The sequence below is a fragment of the Actinopolyspora sp. BKK2 genome (assembly GCF_011291845.1).
GTDB lineage: Bacteria > Actinomycetota > Actinomycetes > Mycobacteriales > Pseudonocardiaceae > Actinopolyspora > Actinopolyspora saharensis.
Genome location: NZ_JAANTE010000002.1, coordinates 330,234 through 347,120, shown reverse-complemented (window position 1 = coordinate 347,120; position 16,887 = coordinate 330,234). Strand labels below are relative to the sequence as shown.

Annotated in this window: 16 protein-coding genes; all 16 read right to left on the bottom strand. The window is 70.4% G+C overall.

Going from position 1 to position 16,887, the window contains the following annotated elements:
- Nucleotides 1-28: 28 nt before the first annotated feature.
- The 16 genes from G9Q41_RS22610 to G9Q41_RS05340 all read right to left on the bottom strand — a co-directional run bounded on the left by G9Q41_RS22610 (nucleotide 29) and on the right by G9Q41_RS05340 (nucleotide 16,696).
- The gene (locus tag G9Q41_RS22610) at nucleotides 29-1,510 is read right to left on the bottom strand and encodes a MinD/ParA family protein (RefSeq protein ID WP_165631907.1); all 1,482 of its coding nucleotides are present in this window, start codon (nucleotides 1,508-1,510) and stop codon (nucleotides 29-31) included.
- 221 nt (nucleotides 1,511-1,731) lie between these two features.
- Entirely contained in the window at nucleotides 1,732-2,745 is a 1,014-nt protein-coding gene (gene ccsB, locus G9Q41_RS05410; RefSeq protein WP_165631908.1) for a c-type cytochrome biogenesis protein CcsB, read from the bottom strand.
- Nucleotides 2,745-4,388, bottom strand: a complete 1,644-nt coding sequence (locus G9Q41_RS05405) for a cytochrome c biogenesis protein ResB (protein ID WP_165631909.1) — start codon at nucleotides 4,386-4,388, stop codon at nucleotides 2,745-2,747. Before G9Q41_RS05405 ends, ccsB begins: the two co-directional genes overlap by 1 nt.
- A complete protein-coding gene (locus G9Q41_RS05400) occupies nucleotides 4,388-5,170 on the bottom strand; it encodes a cytochrome c biogenesis CcdA family protein (RefSeq protein ID WP_092525748.1) in 783 nt (260 codons plus the stop codon). The genes G9Q41_RS05405 and G9Q41_RS05400 overlap by 1 nt, the downstream gene beginning before the upstream one ends.
- Nucleotides 5,171-5,414: 244 nt before the next feature.
- On the bottom strand, nucleotides 5,415-6,113 hold the full coding sequence (locus G9Q41_RS05395) for a TlpA disulfide reductase family protein (protein WP_165631910.1): 699 nt from the start codon (nucleotides 6,111-6,113) through the stop codon (nucleotides 5,415-5,417).
- Complete coding sequence (locus G9Q41_RS05390; RefSeq protein ID WP_092525745.1) at nucleotides 6,110-6,745, bottom strand: histidine phosphatase family protein; 636 nt, start codon at nucleotides 6,743-6,745, stop codon at nucleotides 6,110-6,112. Before G9Q41_RS05390 ends, G9Q41_RS05395 begins: the two co-directional genes overlap by 4 nt.
- A complete protein-coding gene (hemL, locus tag G9Q41_RS05385; RefSeq protein WP_165631911.1) occupies nucleotides 6,742-8,091 on the bottom strand; it encodes a glutamate-1-semialdehyde 2,1-aminomutase in 1,350 nt (449 codons plus the stop codon). Before hemL ends, G9Q41_RS05390 begins: the two co-directional genes overlap by 4 nt.
- Before the next feature lie 124 nt (nucleotides 8,092-8,215).
- On the bottom strand, nucleotides 8,216-8,575 hold the full coding sequence (locus tag G9Q41_RS05380; RefSeq protein ID WP_165631912.1) for a hypothetical protein: 360 nt from the start codon (nucleotides 8,573-8,575) through the stop codon (nucleotides 8,216-8,218).
- Nucleotides 8,576-8,678: 103 nt separating this feature from the next.
- Entirely contained in the window at nucleotides 8,679-9,122 is a 444-nt protein-coding gene (locus tag G9Q41_RS05375) for a hypothetical protein (RefSeq protein WP_165631913.1), read from the bottom strand.
- Nucleotides 9,123-9,206: 84 nt separating this feature from the next.
- Entirely contained in the window at nucleotides 9,207-9,935 is a 729-nt protein-coding gene (locus G9Q41_RS21470) for a hypothetical protein (RefSeq protein WP_207630559.1), read from the bottom strand.
- Between the two features lie 184 nt (nucleotides 9,936-10,119).
- Nucleotides 10,120-10,689 carry a hypothetical protein gene (locus G9Q41_RS05365; RefSeq protein WP_165631914.1) on the bottom strand — a complete coding sequence of 190 codons (570 nt, stop codon included), beginning with the start codon at nucleotides 10,687-10,689 and terminating at the stop codon, nucleotides 10,120-10,122.
- A complete protein-coding gene (hemB, locus tag G9Q41_RS05360; protein WP_165631915.1) occupies nucleotides 10,686-11,696 on the bottom strand; it encodes a porphobilinogen synthase in 1,011 nt (336 codons plus the stop codon). Before hemB ends, G9Q41_RS05365 begins: the two co-directional genes overlap by 4 nt.
- Before the next feature lie 248 nt (nucleotides 11,697-11,944).
- Nucleotides 11,945-13,477 carry a bifunctional uroporphyrinogen-III C-methyltransferase/uroporphyrinogen-III synthase gene (locus G9Q41_RS05355; protein WP_092525734.1) on the bottom strand — a complete coding sequence of 511 codons (1,533 nt, stop codon included), beginning with the start codon at nucleotides 13,475-13,477 and terminating at the stop codon, nucleotides 11,945-11,947.
- 14 nt (nucleotides 13,478-13,491) lie between these two features.
- The gene (hemC, locus tag G9Q41_RS05350) at nucleotides 13,492-14,430 is read right to left on the bottom strand and encodes a hydroxymethylbilane synthase (protein WP_165631916.1); all 939 of its coding nucleotides are present in this window, start codon (nucleotides 14,428-14,430) and stop codon (nucleotides 13,492-13,494) included.
- Nucleotides 14,427-15,851 (bottom strand): glutamyl-tRNA reductase, encoded by a 1,425-nt coding sequence (locus G9Q41_RS05345; protein ID WP_165631917.1) that lies wholly within the window; start codon nucleotides 15,849-15,851, stop codon nucleotides 14,427-14,429. The genes hemC and G9Q41_RS05345 overlap by 4 nt, the downstream gene beginning before the upstream one ends.
- Entirely contained in the window at nucleotides 15,848-16,696 is an 849-nt protein-coding gene (locus G9Q41_RS05340; RefSeq protein WP_165631918.1) for a redox-sensing transcriptional repressor Rex, read from the bottom strand. Before G9Q41_RS05340 ends, G9Q41_RS05345 begins: the two co-directional genes overlap by 4 nt.
- Nucleotides 16,697-16,887 lie beyond the last annotated feature (191 nt).

Genomic DNA, 16,887 nt, shown 5'->3' with positions numbered 1-16,887 from the left:
CGAGCAACGGGACCCACCCGAAGAGCCCCTACTGCCTCCCGGCAGCGTGGGGGAAGTCATCGGCAACACTCGCGGCGAGCTCGAGCAGGGCCAGCCTGGTGGGCGCGGCGAGCTGGTCCAGGTCCACCTCGGCGCCCTCCTCGAGGTGGGGATCGAACGGAATCCGGGAGACCGAGCGGCACCTGGCCCCGAAGTGCGCTGCCAGTTTGTCCACATCGACCTTGCCCGACCCCGGCCGCACCGAGTTGATCACCGCCACGGAGCGCGCGACCAGCTCGCCGTAACCGTGCGCGTCCAGCCAGTCCAGTGTGGCCGAAGCGCTGCGCGCTCCGTCGACCGAACCGGGTGAGACGATCACCAGGGAGTCGGCCACGTCGAGCACGCCCTTCATGGCCGAGTGCATCAGACCTGTTCCGCAGTCGGTGAGCACCATGTTGTAGAAGTGCTCCAGCAGCGACACCGTGGTGTGGTAGTCGGACTCGCTGAAGGCCTCCGAAACGGCCGGGTCCTGCTCGCTGGCCAGCACCTCGAGCCTGCTCGGCCCCTGCGAGGTATACGAGCGGACGTCGCTGTACTTGCGGATGCGCTGGGCGTCGCGCAGCAGGTGCCGCACCGTCGCCGTGGTCTCCATCGGGATCTTCTGCCCCAGCGTCCCCCGGTCCGGGTTCGCGTCCACCGCGATCACGCGGTCACCGCGCAGCGAGGAGAACGTGGAGCCGAGCGTGGCCGTGGTGGTGGTCTTGCCCACCCCGCCCTTCAGGCTGAGCATCGCGATCTTGTAGCAGCCCTGCAGCGGTTGGTTGATGCGATTGATCAGTTCGCGCCTGCGGACGTCGGCCGGGCTCTCCCCCGGATTGATCGTCTTCCCGCTGGCCAGGTAGACGGCACGTCGCCAGCCGGACTGCGGGGGCCGTTTGACCTGCCGCACCAGCTGCGCCGAGGAGAGGTCCTGCCCCAGTGCCGGGTCGTGCTGGCCGGGAACCTGCTGCTGCGCCGGGAAGGACTGCCCCTGCTGCGGCTGCGGGTGCCCCTGCGGATACCCCTGCGGAGGATGGGGCTGCTGTCCGGGAGGGGCCGGGTAGGGCCCGGACTGTCCACCCCACACCTGGTGCGCGCCGGAAGAGCCCGGAGTCTGGTAAGGCCCGGACTGCATGCGGTACTGCTCCGCTCCAGGAGCCTGCTGAGGCCCCGAAGCCGCGGGGTTCACGTAGGGCGGCACCACGGGATTGGGACCGGAGTACGGCTGTCCCGGAACCTGCTGCGGAGGAGGAGCTCCGCCGGGCGCCCCCGGCTGCTGCTGATGCGCCCCCGCGTCCCCGGACGGATTCGCACCGGCGGCGGGATCGCCCCCCTGGGGAGCGCTCGCCCCGGAACCGGCACCGTAGTCGGGCACCGAGTGCTCCGGCCGGGAACCGCTCTCGGCAGCAGCGGCGTTCGGGTTCGGCGTCGCGTCGGAGGAGCCCTGTTCCGAGTCCCAGCGGGGCCCCGGCTCGTCCTGTCTTCCGGTCACCGTTCGAATCCTCCAAGAACGAATCGAGAGCCACCGGTCCGCGCGCACGGCAGTTCGCGGGTGAGGCCGAGTCCGCGCCGGACGGCACTCGCCGGAAGCGGTCGTCCACCGCGGCGCGAAACCGGTCCGGGCATCGGACCGGGCACGGCAACCGCGATCTTACGGACGGTGTCGACCGGTGCGCGAGGACCCTGCCGCCCCGGCTCCTCCCCCCGCGGGTCTCACAGCCCCGCGTAGGAGTGCAGCCCGGAGATGACGATGTTGATGAAGAACAGGTTGAACACCATCACGGCCAGTCCGAAGATGTTGATCCAGGCCGCGCGGGTGCCGCGCCACCCCGAGGTCGCCCGGGCGTGCAGGTAGGCCGCGTAGACGATCCACGCGATGAAGGAGCAGGTCTCCTTGGGGTCCCAGCCCCAGAAACGTCCCCACGCGGCTTCGGCCCAGATCGCGCCCGCGATGATCGCGAACGTCCACACCGGCATGATCAGCACGGTGGCCCGGTAGGCCACCCGGTCCAGCAGCTGGCTGGCGGGCAGCCTGCTGCCGATCCGCTCCGACTTCAGCGGGTTGTTCTCGTACCGCAGCCGGACGAGGAACATCATGCTGGTGACACCGGCCACCATGAAGACGCCGGTGGAGACGATGGCGGCGGTAACGTGGATCCAGATCCAGTAGGACTGCAGCGCGGGCTGCAGCTGGGAGGCCTTGGCGTACAGCGCCGTCCCGGACAGGAACAGCAGCAGCGTGGTCGGCAGCAGCACGAACCCGCCGAGACCGCGCAGGCGGGGAGCGGTGGTGGCCTTGCGCCGGGGGCGGGACTGCCGGTAGAGCACCACCAACCACGCCACGACGGCGACCAGGCAGATGGCCGAGCCGAACTCGTACATGTTCCCCCAGGGCACGCGCCCCACGGCGAAGCCGCGGGTCACCAGGGAGAAGGCGTGCACGAGAGTCGCGAGCACCGTGACGGCCACGGCCATCCCGCCGAAGCGTTCGGACCACGGCTTGCGCGGCTCCGGTTCCAGCCGTCCCACGACGGGACCTTGCGATCCCCCCGCCGTGGAGCCGCCCCCGCCCGCGGGCACGGGCTCGGCCGCGCTCTCCTCCGCCGCGTCCCGCGCTCGCGCGGAGGCGAACTCGGCGAAGTACAGCAGCATGGCGAGAACGTAGACGGCGACCGAAGTCGCGAAAGCCATGTCGCTCAACGTAGACAGCGTCCCGTTGACCTGCATCAACTACTCCTTCCGCGGGAGTTGTCCCCCGCCACCGGGGAGGAGGTGGCCCCACGCCCGCTCACCAGCAGCTCTTCGGCGATTCTGGTGAACTCCTCGCCGTATCCGGCCTGATCGGTACGGGCGAGTCCGCCGATCTCGACGGAAGTGTTGCCGTCCGACTCCTCCGCGTCCGCTTCGGTGGTTCCGGTTCCCGCTCCGGCCGGAGTGATCCGCACCCAGATCCTGCGCCGCTTGATGCTCAGCGAGGCGCCGAGACCGACGACGACCGTCAGCGCGAACACCAGGACGTACTGCTGGAACGGGTTGTGCGAGACCTGCAGGTTCACCCACCGTTGCACACCGTCGAACCTGATGGTGGTCCCGTCTTCCAGACGCACCGAATCGCCGACGGCCAGGTTCTGCCGGTCGACCCGCTCCAGCTGCCCGGAGTCGATCAGTTCCTGGTTCACGTTGAAGATCGACTGGCTCTCCCCGGTGGCGAAACCGAGCTTGCCCTTGAGCACGTCCACGGCGACCATCGGGTCGTTCAGCGCGGGAAAGCTCGAGCTGAGCACCTTGCCGTTCAGCTGCGCCGTCGGCGCGAACAGTCCCCTGATCGCCAGTTGGTTCTGGTGCCGCCGCTGCTCGTCGGGCATGTCCGGCCGGTCGAACTTGGTGGCCCCCTGCGAGAGCATGGTGCCGGTGTTGACCGGTTTCCACTGGGTCTTCTTGGTTCGCTGCTGCCCGTCCGGGAAGGTCACCGTGAACACCGGGGTGTAACCGTTGCCCGTGAGGTAAACCCGGTCCCCGGCCGTGCGCAGCGGATTGTTCACCTCGAGGTGGTGCGGTTTCCAGTTGCCGGTCTCCAGCGCCTCGCCCGACTGGTACTCGATGTCGGCGTGGAAGTTGTTGGGCTGGCCGGAAGCCAGGTAGCGCACGTCGAAGTCCTTCACCCGCAGGCAGAACTCGCTCAGGCTGGTTCCGTCCACGGTGGGGCCTGCCTGGAAGGAGTCGTAGTTGTACGTGCCCGAGTTGCAGAAGCTCGACCCGTCGGCCTGCACCACGACCTGGCCCTCGTAACGCATGAGCTGACCACCGGCGACAGTGATCAGCAGCCCGACTAGGGCGAAGTGGAAGACCAGGTTGCCCGCTTCCCGCAGGTAACCGCGCTCGGCGCTGATCGTGCGCGAGCCGTCCGCCTCGGTCGCCTCCTCGGTCCGCCAACGGCGCAGCCTGCGCCGGACGACCGCGGTCATCTCCTCCGCGGAGCGGTCGACGGTCCCGCTCGCGTGATGCGGCATCCTCGCCAGGTTCCGCGGCGTGCGCACCGGACGCGCGCGCAGCTGACGCAGGTAGTGCACGCTGCGCGGCAGCAGGCACCCGATCAGTGACACGAACAGCAGCACGTAGATGGCCGCGAACCAGACGGAGCTGAAGACGTTGAACGCCCCGACGGCGTCCAGGACCTTCGCCAGGGTCGGGTAGTTGTCGGAGAACTCCCTGACGTTGTCCTCGTTCAGCGACCACTGCGGCAGCAGCGCTCCGGGCAGCGCCGCGAGCGCGAGCAGGAAAAGCAGGACCAGGGCGGTGCGCATGGAGGTCAACCCGCGCCAGGTGTTGCGCAGGAAGCTCAGGGTGCGCCGCAAGAACGAAGTGCTCATCAAATCGGCAACTCGAATCCGTTGATCGGGACGCGCAGTTCGGCGATCATGTTTCCCCAGAGGCCGGTGACCAGCAGCAAGCCGACCAGCACCAGCAGGCCTCCGCCGACGAGCTGAATGGCCCGGCCGTGTCTGCGCAGCCACCCGGTGCTCCGCACCGCCCAACGCGCGCCGAGGGCGAGCACCACGAACGGGATGCCGAGGCCGAGGCAGTAGACCAGCACCAGGAACGCGCCCCGCACCACGTCACCGTTGACTGCTTCGGTGGTGTAGGCCAGCGAGATCACCCCACCGAGAGTGGGGCCGATGCAAGGTGTCCAGCCGAGACCGAACACCGCACCGAGCAACGGGGCTCCCCAGACACCGCCACGTGGTACGCGGTGGATCCGCACGTCGCGCTGCAGGGCCGGGAAAGCTCCGAGGAAAACCAGCCCCATGAGCACTGTGACGACCCCACCGACGCGGCGCAGCACCGGCTCGTTGGCCAGCAGCGCGTCCGAGAGCCCGAACACGAGCATGGTGGTCAGCAGGAACACGACCGTGAAGCCGAGGATGAACAGGGCCGCCGCGCCCGCCACACGCCAACGTCCGCGACGTGCCTCGTCGGTTTCCGAAACATCGACGGCGGGAGCCTCGGCTCCGACCACACCGGCGAGATAGGCCAGATAGCCGGGGACCAGCGGCACCACGCAGGGCGAGGCGAAGCTGACCACACCGGCGAGCGCGGCGAACCCGACCGCCAGAAGCAGCGGTCCGGACTCTGCCAGCGCATGCGGATCCACACCGCCGAGGGTAGGTAAGCCTTTCGCGGGAGAAGACAGCGCCCCTGGTGAGCGGGACCACACGAGATGTCCGCGCAAGTCGGAGGCGCACCCGCTCGGTCCGAGCGGTCGACGGGCGAGCGGTTTCGCACCCGCTCCCCCTCCCGTGCGAGCCGAACCGCGCGAGCGCTGAAACCCGCGCCGGTGGGCGGAACCGCACCACCGTTCTCGCGTTCTCGCAGGGACGGACCGCCGGCGGGTCCCGCTAGTTCGTGCCGCCGGAGCCGGGAGCCCGCGACTCCTGCTCCGCGGAGCCGACTCCCTTCGAGCCGGTCTTCTCGGAGCCGGACCCCGCGCCCTCGTTCGCGATGTCGCGCACCTTGGGCAGCAGCTCCTCCTTGGTGATTGCCGTCAGGTAGATCGCCGCCACCCGGTGCTCGCGGTCCAGCACCACGGTCGCCGGAGTCGTGCTGCGCGGGAAGCCGTCCAGGGCCAGCATGGCGCGCCCGGAGGGGTCGAAGATCGACGGATAGGTGACGCCGAAGTTGTTCACGAAGTCCTGCGCGGCGTTCCGGTTGTCCCGCACGTCGATGCCGAGCAACTGCACCCCCTGGTCACCGAGGGTGTCCTGCACCGCCTGCAGGTCCTCGGCCTCGGCCCGGCAGGGCGGGCACCACGAGCCCCAGATGTTGAGCACCACGACTTCGCCCTCGAAATCGGACAGCCGGATCCGCCGGTCCGAGTTCTCCAGGGAATCGCCCTTGAGGCCGGTCACCCGGCCGCGCTCGTCCGGCGGGTAGAACAGCCTGGTCCTGCCGCCCGGGGAGACGAAGGTGAACTCCCCGTTCTCGCTCACCGCGCTCCCGTCGCCGCCCGCGCATCCGGACAGCAGACCGAGCAACGCCACGGTCGCCAGGACCAGCCATCGCCTACCGGCTCGAAGCCGCCGACGGTTCGACTTCATGCACCACTCGCTCTCGCGTCCGTCTCACCCGCGGGTTCGGTGTAGAACAGCCGTTCGAACTCCTCGTCGCGGAAAACCAGGCTGGTCACGGAGGCCAACGAGCACTGCCGCTTGCGCGGATCGTGCCACAGGGGCTTGCCCTCGAGGAAACGCCGCAGTGTCCAGATCGGAAGCTGGTGCGAGACGCAGACGGCCTCGCCGGTGCCCGCGGCGTCACGCGCCCGGTGCGCAGCGGCCAGCATCCGGTGGGCGATGCGCAGGTACGCCTCCCCCCAGGACGGACGGAGCGGGTTCCACAGCTTCGGCCAGTGCCGGGGGGAACGCAGCGCCCCGTCCCCCACCGACACCCTGCACCCCTCGAAGCGGTTCTCCGCCTCGATGAGGCGCTCGTCCGTGGTGATGTCGAAGGCGTGCTGCTCGGCCACGGGTGAGGCTGTTTCCGCGGCCCGCTGCATCGGGGAAGCGTGCACCGTCCTGACGTCGCGATCGGCGAGGAAGCCCGCGACCAGCTTGGCCTGGCGCCGGCCCTCCTCGGAGAGCCGGTAACCGGGAAGGCGCCCGTACAGGATGCCCTCCGGGTTGTGCACCTCGCCGTGACGCACGAAGTGGACGACGGTGGTTCTTCCGCTCACTTCCCCGCCTCCGAACCGGCCGCAGCTGCCGCTCTCGCCGCGTGCGGCAGCGCTTCCGCGATGACCTCGAAAGCGGTGTCGTCCATGGCCGAGTTGACGAACCAGCACTCGAAGGCGCTCGGCGGCGGGTAGACACCGCGCCGCAGCAGCTCGTGGAAGAACGGGGGGAACCTCCAGGTCTGCTGCGACTTCGCCCCGGCGAAGTCGCGCACCGGGGTCTCGGTGAAGAAGACGCTGAGCATGTTCCCGGCGAAGGAGACCTGGTGCGGCACCCCCTGGGCGCTCAGCGACTCCGTGAGCAGCTCGCCGAGCCTGGCGGAGTTGCGGTCCAGGGCCGCGTAGGCCGCGTCGTCGGCGGCGCGCAGGTTGGCCAGCCCCGCGGCCACGGCCACCGGGTTACCGGCCAGGGTCCCCGCCTGGTAAACCGGGCCCCGCGGGGCCAGCAGGTCCATCACGTCGGCGCGTCCCCCGAACGCGGCCGCGGGCAGCCCGCCGGACATGACCTTGCCGAAGATGTACAGATCGCCCGCGACGCCGTCGAGGCCGTACCAGCCGGAGCGCGACACCCGGAAGCCCGTCATCACCTCGTCCATCACCAGCAGCGCACCGGCGGAACGGGTGATCTCCCGCAGTTCGGCGTTGAAGCCCTCGCGCGGTGCCACGGCCCCCATGTTGCCCGCGGCGGCCTCGGTGATCACGCAGGCGATGTCGTCGCCGTGCTCGGCGAAGACCGTGCGCACGGCCTCGATGTCGTTGTAGTCGACCACGATGGTGTCGGCGGCCTGGGCGCCGGTCACCCCGGGAATGCTCGGCAGTCCGAGAGTCGCCACCCCGGAGCCCGCTCCGGCCAGCAGCGAATCGACGTGCCCGTGGTAGCAACCGGCGAACTTGACGACCTTGCTGCGCCCGGTGAAGGCGCGCGCCAGCCTGATCGCGGTCATCGTGCCCTCGGTCCCCGAGTTGACCAGCCGCACGTGCTCGACCGGCTCGACCCGGTCGATGATCTCCTGGGCGAGGTCGATCTCCCCCGCGGCCGGGGTGCCGAAGGACAGCCCGTTGGAGGCCACCTCGCGCACCGCCTCGACCACGTCCGGGTGCGCGTGGCCGTTGACCATCGGGCCCCACGAGGAGACCAGGTCCACGAAGCGGTTGTCGTCGGCGTCCCAGATGTAGGCGCCCTCACCGCGAACCATGAACCGCGGTGTCCCGCCCACCGAGTGGAAGGCGCGCACCGGGGAGTTGACCCCGCCGGGCGTCACGGCCTCCGCGCGTTCGAACAGCTCCGCGGAGCGTGGCGCGGTTTCGGATGCGGACGACGTGGAGTTCGCGGGAGTATCGGCAGTCACGCTTCCAGTCTGCCAGCCGGAGAACTCCGGGGGGTCGGGCCTCCCCCGCGCCGGGTGGTACATCTTGCACGCCTCGGGGCGGGGCGGCCCCGGGACAACCCTCCACGGGACGGCGCGGGACCGGTCAGGAGGGGTGGTCGAGCGGTTCGTCCTCGAGGGGCGGCTGCGTGGAGTCCCGCGCGCCGGAGCGTCCTCCCACCCCGAGCATCAGCTGCCGGAGCCCGTCCAGCAGCAGCAGACCGGCCGCGGTCACCGCGAGCACGGCCAGCGTGACCCAGCTTCCCAGCATCCTGGAGACGACCACCCCGCCGGAGGCCGCGGGGAGGTCGATGTGGACCACCGAGTTCCCCCAGGCGGGGAAGGCCGTCGCGACCAGCAGGGCGGCGAGCACCAGCTCGATCCCGAAGACCACCAGTCGCCGGGGCTGGTGCAGCCCCGGCGGACGTGTCCCGGTCGAGCTCGCCGCGCTTTCGGAATCCCGCACGCGGCCAGGATCGCACGGCGGATCGCCGCGGAGGGCCCCGGCGGCTCTGCCGGTGCGGTGCGCACCTCGCGCGAACCGAGCGGGAGGCCTCGGGAGAGCTCGGTCAGTCGCGGTCACCGGCCAACCACTCCGAGGTGCTCCTGCGCCAGAAGCAGGCCCAGGCCAGCACCGCGAGCAGCAGCACGACCAGGTTCGTGGGCGTCCACGTGCCGAAGGCCAGCACGAACAGCACGTGCCCTGCCGCGAGCACCGTGAGCAGGACGCGTGCCCAGGAGCGCCGCCGCAGCACCAGCAGGGCCAGCACCACGTACCCCGCGGTCAGCGCCACGGCGACAGCGGTGTTCACCAGCAGCAGGTTCCGGACCATGGAAGCGGCCTGGGCTTCGGGGACGTCGCGAACGTCGATCAGTCGGTCCCGCAGCGAACCGAACTCGGCCCAGGCGATCGTCGCGCGGACGATCAGGAATACCCCCAGCGCGCCCCAGAGCCCGAGGCCTGCGCGCAACGCGGGCGGGCCCCCGGCGAGCGACGATCGCGACGTGTCCATCCTCCCGAAGGTATCCCGGAACGGCCCACGCCTCGCGGTCGGCGTGCTGCTCCGCGGCCACCGCCGGAGCGCTCGGGCTCCGGTTCAGCCGTGCCGCACCGCCTTGAAGAACCAGTTGGACGGCCGCATCCACACCAGGACCAGGAAGGCGATCATCGCGATGACGCTGACCGCTCCGGAGGAGATGTCCAACACCACCAGCGAAGCGGGCGGTTCCACATTCGTCTGGCCACCGAAAACCATCGAGGTGAAGCCGTTACCGAACAGAAAAGACAGCATGAACAAGATCCAGATCCCGGCGAACACGGTCAGCGTGATCCGCGCCCAGTTGCGGCCGGCCCGCATCTTGAAGCCGAACAGGATCCAGAGCCCGGTCAGCACGGCGAAGACGAAGATGAAGAAGCCGAAGATTCCCATGATCGCGGCCCTCGCCAGGCCGGCGGGGTCCGAGACGTTCGGGGCAGTCGTCCAGAACTCGGTGCTCGCGAGCATTTCGTCGGCCATCTGAGTGGTCGAGAACATGAATCCGGCGGTGAGCAGGGTCACCACGATGGGGGCGATGATCGCGATCCAGAAAGCGACGTTGATCGTCGTCGGGCGATGCGCGGCCGCGAGCTCACCCCCCTGCACCGGAGGTGCCGCGTAGGGATTGGCGCCGTAGGCGCCCTGCTGATATCCCTGCTGCTGGTAGGGCTGTTGTTGATAGGGCTGCTGTGGGTAGCCTTGCTGCGGGAACCCGCCCGAGGGCGTACCGGACTGGTACCCGGGCTGCTGCGACGGGTCCTGCTGCCACGGATTCTGCGGAGAAGTCACGCGCAAACAGTAGAAACCCGGGCCCGGCGTGTCCATCGGTCGTAACCAACCGTTATACGCACTGCGAGCACGGGCGAGTCCCGAGCGTCACAGCTCTCCCGTCCAGCGGCGAGCGCCCCGGCCGCCGATCAAGCGGCGCCGCCGCGGCGCGGCCAACCGAGCGGACCGCCCCGGAAGGTCTCGATCAACGAGCGCCGCTCCGCTTGACCTCGGCGAAGAACCTCCGCGACTCCGGGCGCAGCAGCAGCACGAACACGGCCGCGTCCAGCAGCGCGATCACGACTCCGAAGGCCAGGCTCAGCGGCCCCAGAGCCATGCTGGGCACCCCCTCGACCGAGGCGGTCGGAGTTCCCGACCCCGTGGTGATCAGCGTGAAAGCGGTGCTGACCACGAGCATCCCCGTGATCACGAGGATGACCACCCGCGCCCAGTTCCGACCCCGCGCCATCTTGTTCCCGAGGAGCACGTACAGCGCGGCCACGGCGAGCACGAGCAGCAGCGAGAACATGATCCCGCCGTTGACGGCCGCGTCCACCTCGTGCTGGGCCAGCTCGGGGTTCAGCGTGCGCAGCTCCTCGACCAGCGCCCTGCGGTCGGACATCTGGATCACCGAACGCGCGAAGCCGACCACAGCCGCGGCGATCCACAGCCAGCGGGCGAGCCACACCGAACGGGGCGGGGAGGCGGGGGCGTTCCCGCCGTCTCCCCGCACCGGGTCTCCCTGAGGCGGGCCGGAGTTCCATCCCGTGGTCACGAGGACTCCCCCGCAGGCTCGTCCCCCGCAGGCTCGTCGCGCAGCCAGCGCGCGGCCTGCGTCGCCCAGTAGGTCAGCACGATGTCCGCCCCGGCGCGACGCACCGAGGTCAACATCTCCAGCACGGTCCGCTGCCGGTCCAACCAGCCGCGCTCGGCGGCGGCCTCGACCATCGAGTACTCCCCCGAGACCTGGTAGGCCCCCACCGGAACCGGGGAGGTCTCGGCCGTCTGCCGGACCAGGTCCAAGTAGGACGTGCCCGGCTTGATCATCACCATGTCCGCGCCCTCGGCCAGGTCCAGCTCCACCTCGCGCCGGGCCTCCCGCCCGTTGGCCGGATCCTGCTGGTAGGTCTTGCGGTCCCCGGAGAGCTGGGAGTCGACGGCGTCGCGGAACGGACCGAAGAACGCGGAGGAGTACTTGGCGGAGTAGGCGAACAGCGAGGTCTCGTGGAAACCGGCAGCGTCCAGCGACTCCCGGATGGCGCCGATCTGGCCGTCCATCATCCCGCTGGGACCGAGCACGTGAGCACCGGCCTCGGCCTGCGCCAGGGCCATCTCCCCGTACAGCCGCAGCGTCCGGTCGTTGTCCACGTTGCCCGTGTCGTCCAGCACGCCGCAGTGACCGTGGTCGGTGAACTCGTCCAGGCAGGTGTCGGCCATGAGCACCGTCTCGTCCCCGACCTCGGAGGCGAGGTCCCGCAGCGCCACGTTGAGCACGCCCTCCGGGTCGGCGGCCGCCGATCCGGAGGCGTCCCGCCGCGTGGGGACGCCGAACAGCATCAACCCGCCGACACCGGCCCGGACCGCATCCACGGCCGCTCTGCGCAGCGAATCCCTGGTGTGGTGCAGCACCCCCGGCATGGAGGGGATCTCCACCGGTTCGCTGACCCCCTCGTGAACGAACATCGGCAGCACCAGGTGCCGGGGCCGGACGTCGGTCTCGGAGACGAGGCGGCGCAACGCCGCGTTGCGGCGCAGCCTGCGCGGACGGACTGCGGGATACATGGCAGCACCTCACGTGGGAGTAAGGATTCTGGGCAACATGGCTTGCTCGGGTGGTCCCGCGGCGGTGCCGACTGGCGGGACGCGCGCTCCGGCCCGGGCGGTGCGTGTAGACGCGACCACGCCGAAACCCCCGAACCGCCCGCGGGATCGCCCGGAGACCTCGATCGACGCCCGCACGGGCTCCCGCGCCCCCGAGCGCGAACCGGTCGGGAGAGGGTGGGGTTTCCGGGGAAACCCCACCCCGCGGATCAGGAGCGCCGGGTCCGCTTGGCCTTCTTCGGCGGCGGCAGCGCGCCCTCGGCCCGCAACCGGGCCGCGTGCTCGGCGAGCGAGTCCACCAGCGAGGGGACCTGCGCCACGTCCGGCCGCACGTCCACGCGCAGCCCGAACTCCTTGGCCGTCTCGGCCGTCTTGGGCCCGATGCAGGCCACCAGGGTCCTGGCGTGCGGCTTGCCGGCGATGCCGACCAGGTTCCGGACGGTGGAGGACGAGGTGAAGCACACCGCGTCGAAACCACCGGTCTTGATCATCTCGCGCGTCTCGGCCGGCGGCGGGGCGGCGCGGACCGTGCGGTAGGCGGTCACGTCGTCCACCTCCCAGCCGCGCTCGGTCAGCCCGGCCGAAAGGGTCTCGGTGGCGATGTCGGCCCGCGGCAGCAGCACCCTGGCCACCGGGTCGAGGACCTCGTCGTGCGGGGGGAAATCCTGGAGCAGCCCCTCGCTGGACTGGTCACCGGAGGGCAGCAGCTCCGGGTTGATGCCGAAGGAGCGCACCTTCTCCGCGGTGGCCTCGCCGACGCAGGCGATCTTGACGCCGGAGAAGGCCCTGGCGTCCAGCCCGAACTCGTGGAACTTCTCCCACACGGCGCGGACCGCGTTGGCCGAGGTGAACACGACCCACTGGTAGCGGCCGTCCACCAGCCCCTTCACGGCCCGCTCCATCTGGGCCGGGCTGCGCGGGGGCTCGACGGAGATCGTGGGCACCTCGTGGGAGACGGCGCCGTGCGACCACAGCCGGTCGCTCATCGCGCCCGCCTGGTCCTTGGTCCGCGGGACCAGCACCTTCCACCCGTACAGCGCCCTGGTCTCCCACCAGGACAGCCCGCTGCGGTTCCCGGCGACCTGGCCGACGGTGACGACCAGCGAACCCTGCAGCTCACCGGCGTCGCCGGCCATCGAGGACAGCGTGGTGTCGATGGTGCGCTCCGAGACGGTGGTCCCGTAAGCGGTGACCGCGACGGGGGTCTGGGGGTTCATCCCGTGCTCGACCAGCGCGGAAGCGGCCTCGGCCAGGTGACTGCCCGCGGCGTGCAGCACCAGGGGGCCGTTGGTGTTGGCCAACGCCGCCCAGTCCACCTCGCCCCGGACATCCACCTCGGCGTGCGCGGAGCCGAGCGCGACACCCGCGTAGGCCGGGACCGCGGTTCCGCCGGACACACCGGGAACCACCTCGAAGGAGACGTCGGTCTTGGCGACCTCCTGTACTTCGCGAACCACCGCGTCCGCGGTGAACGGGTCCCCGGAAACCAGGCGCACCACCGGCCTGCCGGTCTGCGCCTCCTCGGCCAGGTTGCCCGCAACGTCGGACGGCTCGCCGACGGCGGGACGCACCTCGGCGGCCTCGTCCGCCAGCGCGGACACATCGGCCGGAACGTCCGGATCCGTCACCACCAGTGACGCGTGTGTGAGCAAATGCTTCGCCCGGACGGTGAGCAGGCCCGAATCACCGGGGCCGGAGCCCACGAATGCCACTCGTCCGGGGGTATTACGTGCTCGGGTCATCAGGGCACTCCCCATCAACTACTGCCGGGCCCGCTGAGCAGCGCGGCCCCGGCTTCGAGCAGCTGGGCGGCGATGCCGTTGCCCAGCTGCTCAGCGGCGGTCGTCTCACCAGTGGCGGATGCGCGAAGCAACTCGTTGTCCTCGGTTGCCGCCACCCCGCGCATGGACAGCCGCCGTACCGCGCGGCCGTCCTCGTCGAGGTCCTCCACCACTCCGGCCAGTGCGCCCACGGGCGCACTGCAGCCGGCCTCGAGCGCTGCCAGCATGGCGCGCTCGGCGGCCACCGCGACGCGGCTGGCCTCATCGTCCAACACGGACTGCAGCAAGTGCTCGGTGTCCACGTCCTCGACGCGGCACTCCACTGCCAACGCGCCCTGGGCGGGTGCGGGCAGCATCTGCAGCGGATCGAGCGATTCAGTGACCACCTCGAGTCGGCCCACCCTGGCCAGACCCGCGCGGGCGAGCACGACGGCGTCCAGCTCACCGTCGGTCACCTTGCGCATACGGGTGTCCACATTGCCACGAATACCGCGCACCTCCAGCCCCAGTCCGAGGGCTTCGAGCTGGCTGGCGCGGCGCGGCGAACCGGTCCCCACAACGGAGCCCGGGGGTAGTTCGCCCAACGTCAGACCGTCCCTCGCCACCAGCGCGTCCCGCGGGTCCTCCCTGGAGGGGACCGCGGCCAGCGCGAGCCTGGGATCGGCAGCGGTGGGCAGGTCCTTGTAGGAGTGCACCGCCACATCGACCTCACCCGCGGCGAGCGCCTCGCGCAACGCCGAGGTGAACACGCCGACACCGATCTCGCTGATCGGGGCCTGCGACTGGTCACCGGGGGTGGAGACCCGGACCAGCTCGGTCGTGTAGCCCGCACGCTCCAGCTCCTCGGCAACCGCAGTGCTCTGCGCCATGGCGAGAGCACTTCCCCTGGTGCCGATGCGGAGAGTGTTCGTCAACGGTCCTCACCGTCCTGTTCGGAGCGATCTCGCGAGACAGCCGTGGCCTGCGTCCGCTGGGCGTGCGAGACGGAGGTGCTCACAGCCTGGCTCGACCGTTCTCCGTCCTCCACTGCCTGCGGAGTACCGATGGCGGCGGCGGTCTGCGGATCCAGTTCGAATAGCTCGCGGAGCGCGTCGGCGTAGCCGGAACCACCCGGCGCCGACGCCAGTTGCTTGACCCGCACGGTCGGAGTGTGCAGCAGTTTGTCCACCACGCGGCGGACAGTGCGCGTGAGCTCCTCGCGAACGTCGGTGTCGAGTTCGGGCAGCCGCGAATCCAGGCGAAGCAGCTCGGAGTCCACCACTTCGGCCGCCCGCTTGCGCAGCGCGGTCACCGTCGGGGTCACCTCGGCGGAACGCTGGGCGGCCAGGTAGGAGCGGACCTCCTCGGCGATGATGGCCGAGGCGTCCTGCTCCGCGCTGCCGCCGTTCTCGTCGGCGAGTCTGCGCTGCAGCGATTCCAGATCCACCACGGTGACTCCCGGAAGCTCGTCCACTTCCGGTTCGGTGTCCCTGGGCAGCCCGAGGTCGCAGAACACCAGCGGCCGCTCGGAGGAGCGCTCGGCCAGGGCGGCCGAAACGGTCTCCGCGTCGACCACGGCACCGACAGCGCCGGTGCAGGTGACCACCACGTCCGCCGCGCGCACGGCCCGGGTCAGCCCGTCCAGGGCCACCGTGTCCGCGGCCAGGCCGTCCGCCCGCAGGGACTCGGCCAACCTGGCCCCGTTCTCGGGGGTCCGGTTGGCGATCACCACGTCGGAGATCCCGAGGCGCTTGAGCTGCGCCGCTGCCAGCGCGCCCATGGAGCCCGCCCCGACGAGCAGGGCGGAGCGTCCCGTCAGCCCTCCGTGCGCGCGTTCCGCGTCGGCCAGTCCCTCGGACACGACCGAGGCCCCGGTCGAGTCGATGTCGGTCTCGGAGTGGACCCGCTTGCCGACGCGCAGCGCCTGCTGGGCCAGCTCGTGCAGCGTCTTGCCGACCGTTCCTGCGCGGTCCGCGTCGCCGTAGGCCTGGCGGAGCTGCCCCAGGATCTGGGCCTCACCGACGACCATGGAGTCCAGTCCCGAGGCCACCGAGAACATGTGCTCGACGGCGGCCCCCGCGTAGTGCACGTAGAGGTGGTCGGCCAGCTCCACGAACTCCGAGCCGGAGTGCCGCGCCAGCACCGAGGTCACGTCGTCGAGTCCCCCGTGGAACGTCTCCGCCACCGCGTAGACCTCGACACGGTTGCACGTGGCCACGAGCAGCGCCTCGCAGATGTGCTCCTTGCGCAGCAGCTCGTGCAGCAGTTTGTCGACGTCCTCGGCACCGACAGCCACACGTTCGAGCATCCGTACCGGGGAACTCTGGTGCGACAGACCGACGGTGAGCAGATTCACGGCCGAACCACCATCCCGTCCACCGGGTTGACCCCGGCATTCACATCACGAGTTTTCGACTGCGCCGCGCCGTCCGCCTCGGCCTCGGAGGTGGTGGACTCCGAGGTCTCCTGGCTGCGACGGGCGACGTGGAAGGACAGGATCTGCATCTCCACCGCGAGGTCCACCTTGCGCACCTCGACCTCCTCGGGGACCTGCAGAACCACGGGGGCGAAGTTGAGAACGCACCGGACACCGGCCTGCACGAGGCGGTCACAGACCTCCTGCGCCCCCTTGGCCGGCGTGGCGATCGCACCGATGGTGACGTCCCGCTCGGCGCACACGCGGGGGATGTCGTCGACGTGGTCGACGGGGATCCCTCCGACCGGCACCCCCATGAGGTCCGGGTCGAGGTCGAACAGCGCCGCGACCGGGAATCCCCTGCTGGGGAACCCGCCGTAGTTGGCGAGCGCGTGCCCCAGGTTACCGATGCCGATCACGGCGACGCTGTGCTGCTGGGTCAGCCCGAGCGTCCGCTCGATCTGCCCGATGAGCACCGCGACCTCGTAACCGACACCGCGGGTGCCGTAGGAACCGATGTAGGAGAGGTCCTTGCGCAGTTTCGCCGAGTTCACCCCGGCGGCTACCGCCAGCTCCTCGCTGGAGACGGTGTGGACCTCCTGCTCGGCGAAGCCGGACAGCACGCGCAGATACACCGCGAGCCTGGCCACGGCGGCCTCCGGGATCGCCTTGGCGCGGTCCTGGGGCTCGGGGATGGCCACCCCGTCCGACGACTGCTGCTCCGATGCGGGCTCTTCCGCGCCGTGCGCGTCGCCGTCTCGCACGCCTTCTCCGTGCGCCGTCACGCTGGCTCTCCCTCGACCTGCCTGCTGGTGCGTTCGTCGGTGACCGGTAAGGGCGCGATCCACCCGCCGCTTCGTCTCGGAAAGCGGCGACCGGTTCGGCACAGCACCGACCACGAAGTCGTGACTTCCGGGGACGCGTGTGCACGCCACCGATGATCGCGTGCGGAGAATCCGCGGAACGAGTCCGGCAA

Coding starts and splice junctions, on each gene's coding strand:
- ccsB (WP_165631908.1), bottom strand. CDS start 2,745: ATGCAGGTCAACGGGACGCTGTCTACGTTGAGCGACATGGCTTTCGCG.
- G9Q41_RS05405 (WP_165631909.1), bottom strand. CDS start 4,388: ATGAGCACTTCGTTCTTGCGGCGCACCCTGAGCTTCCTGCGCAACACC.
- G9Q41_RS05395 (WP_165631910.1), bottom strand. CDS start 6,113: ATGAAGTCGAACCGTCGGCGGCTTCGAGCCGGTAGGCGATGGCTGGTC.
- G9Q41_RS05375 (WP_165631913.1), bottom strand. CDS start 9,122: ATGGACACGTCGCGATCGTCGCTCGCCGGGGGCCCGCCCGCGTTGCGC.
- hemB (WP_165631915.1), bottom strand. CDS start 11,696: ATGTATCCCGCAGTCCGTCCGCGCAGGCTGCGCCGCAACGCGGCGTTG.
- G9Q41_RS05355 (WP_092525734.1), bottom strand. CDS start 13,477: ATGACCCGAGCACGTAATACCCCCGGACGAGTGGCATTCGTGGGCTCC.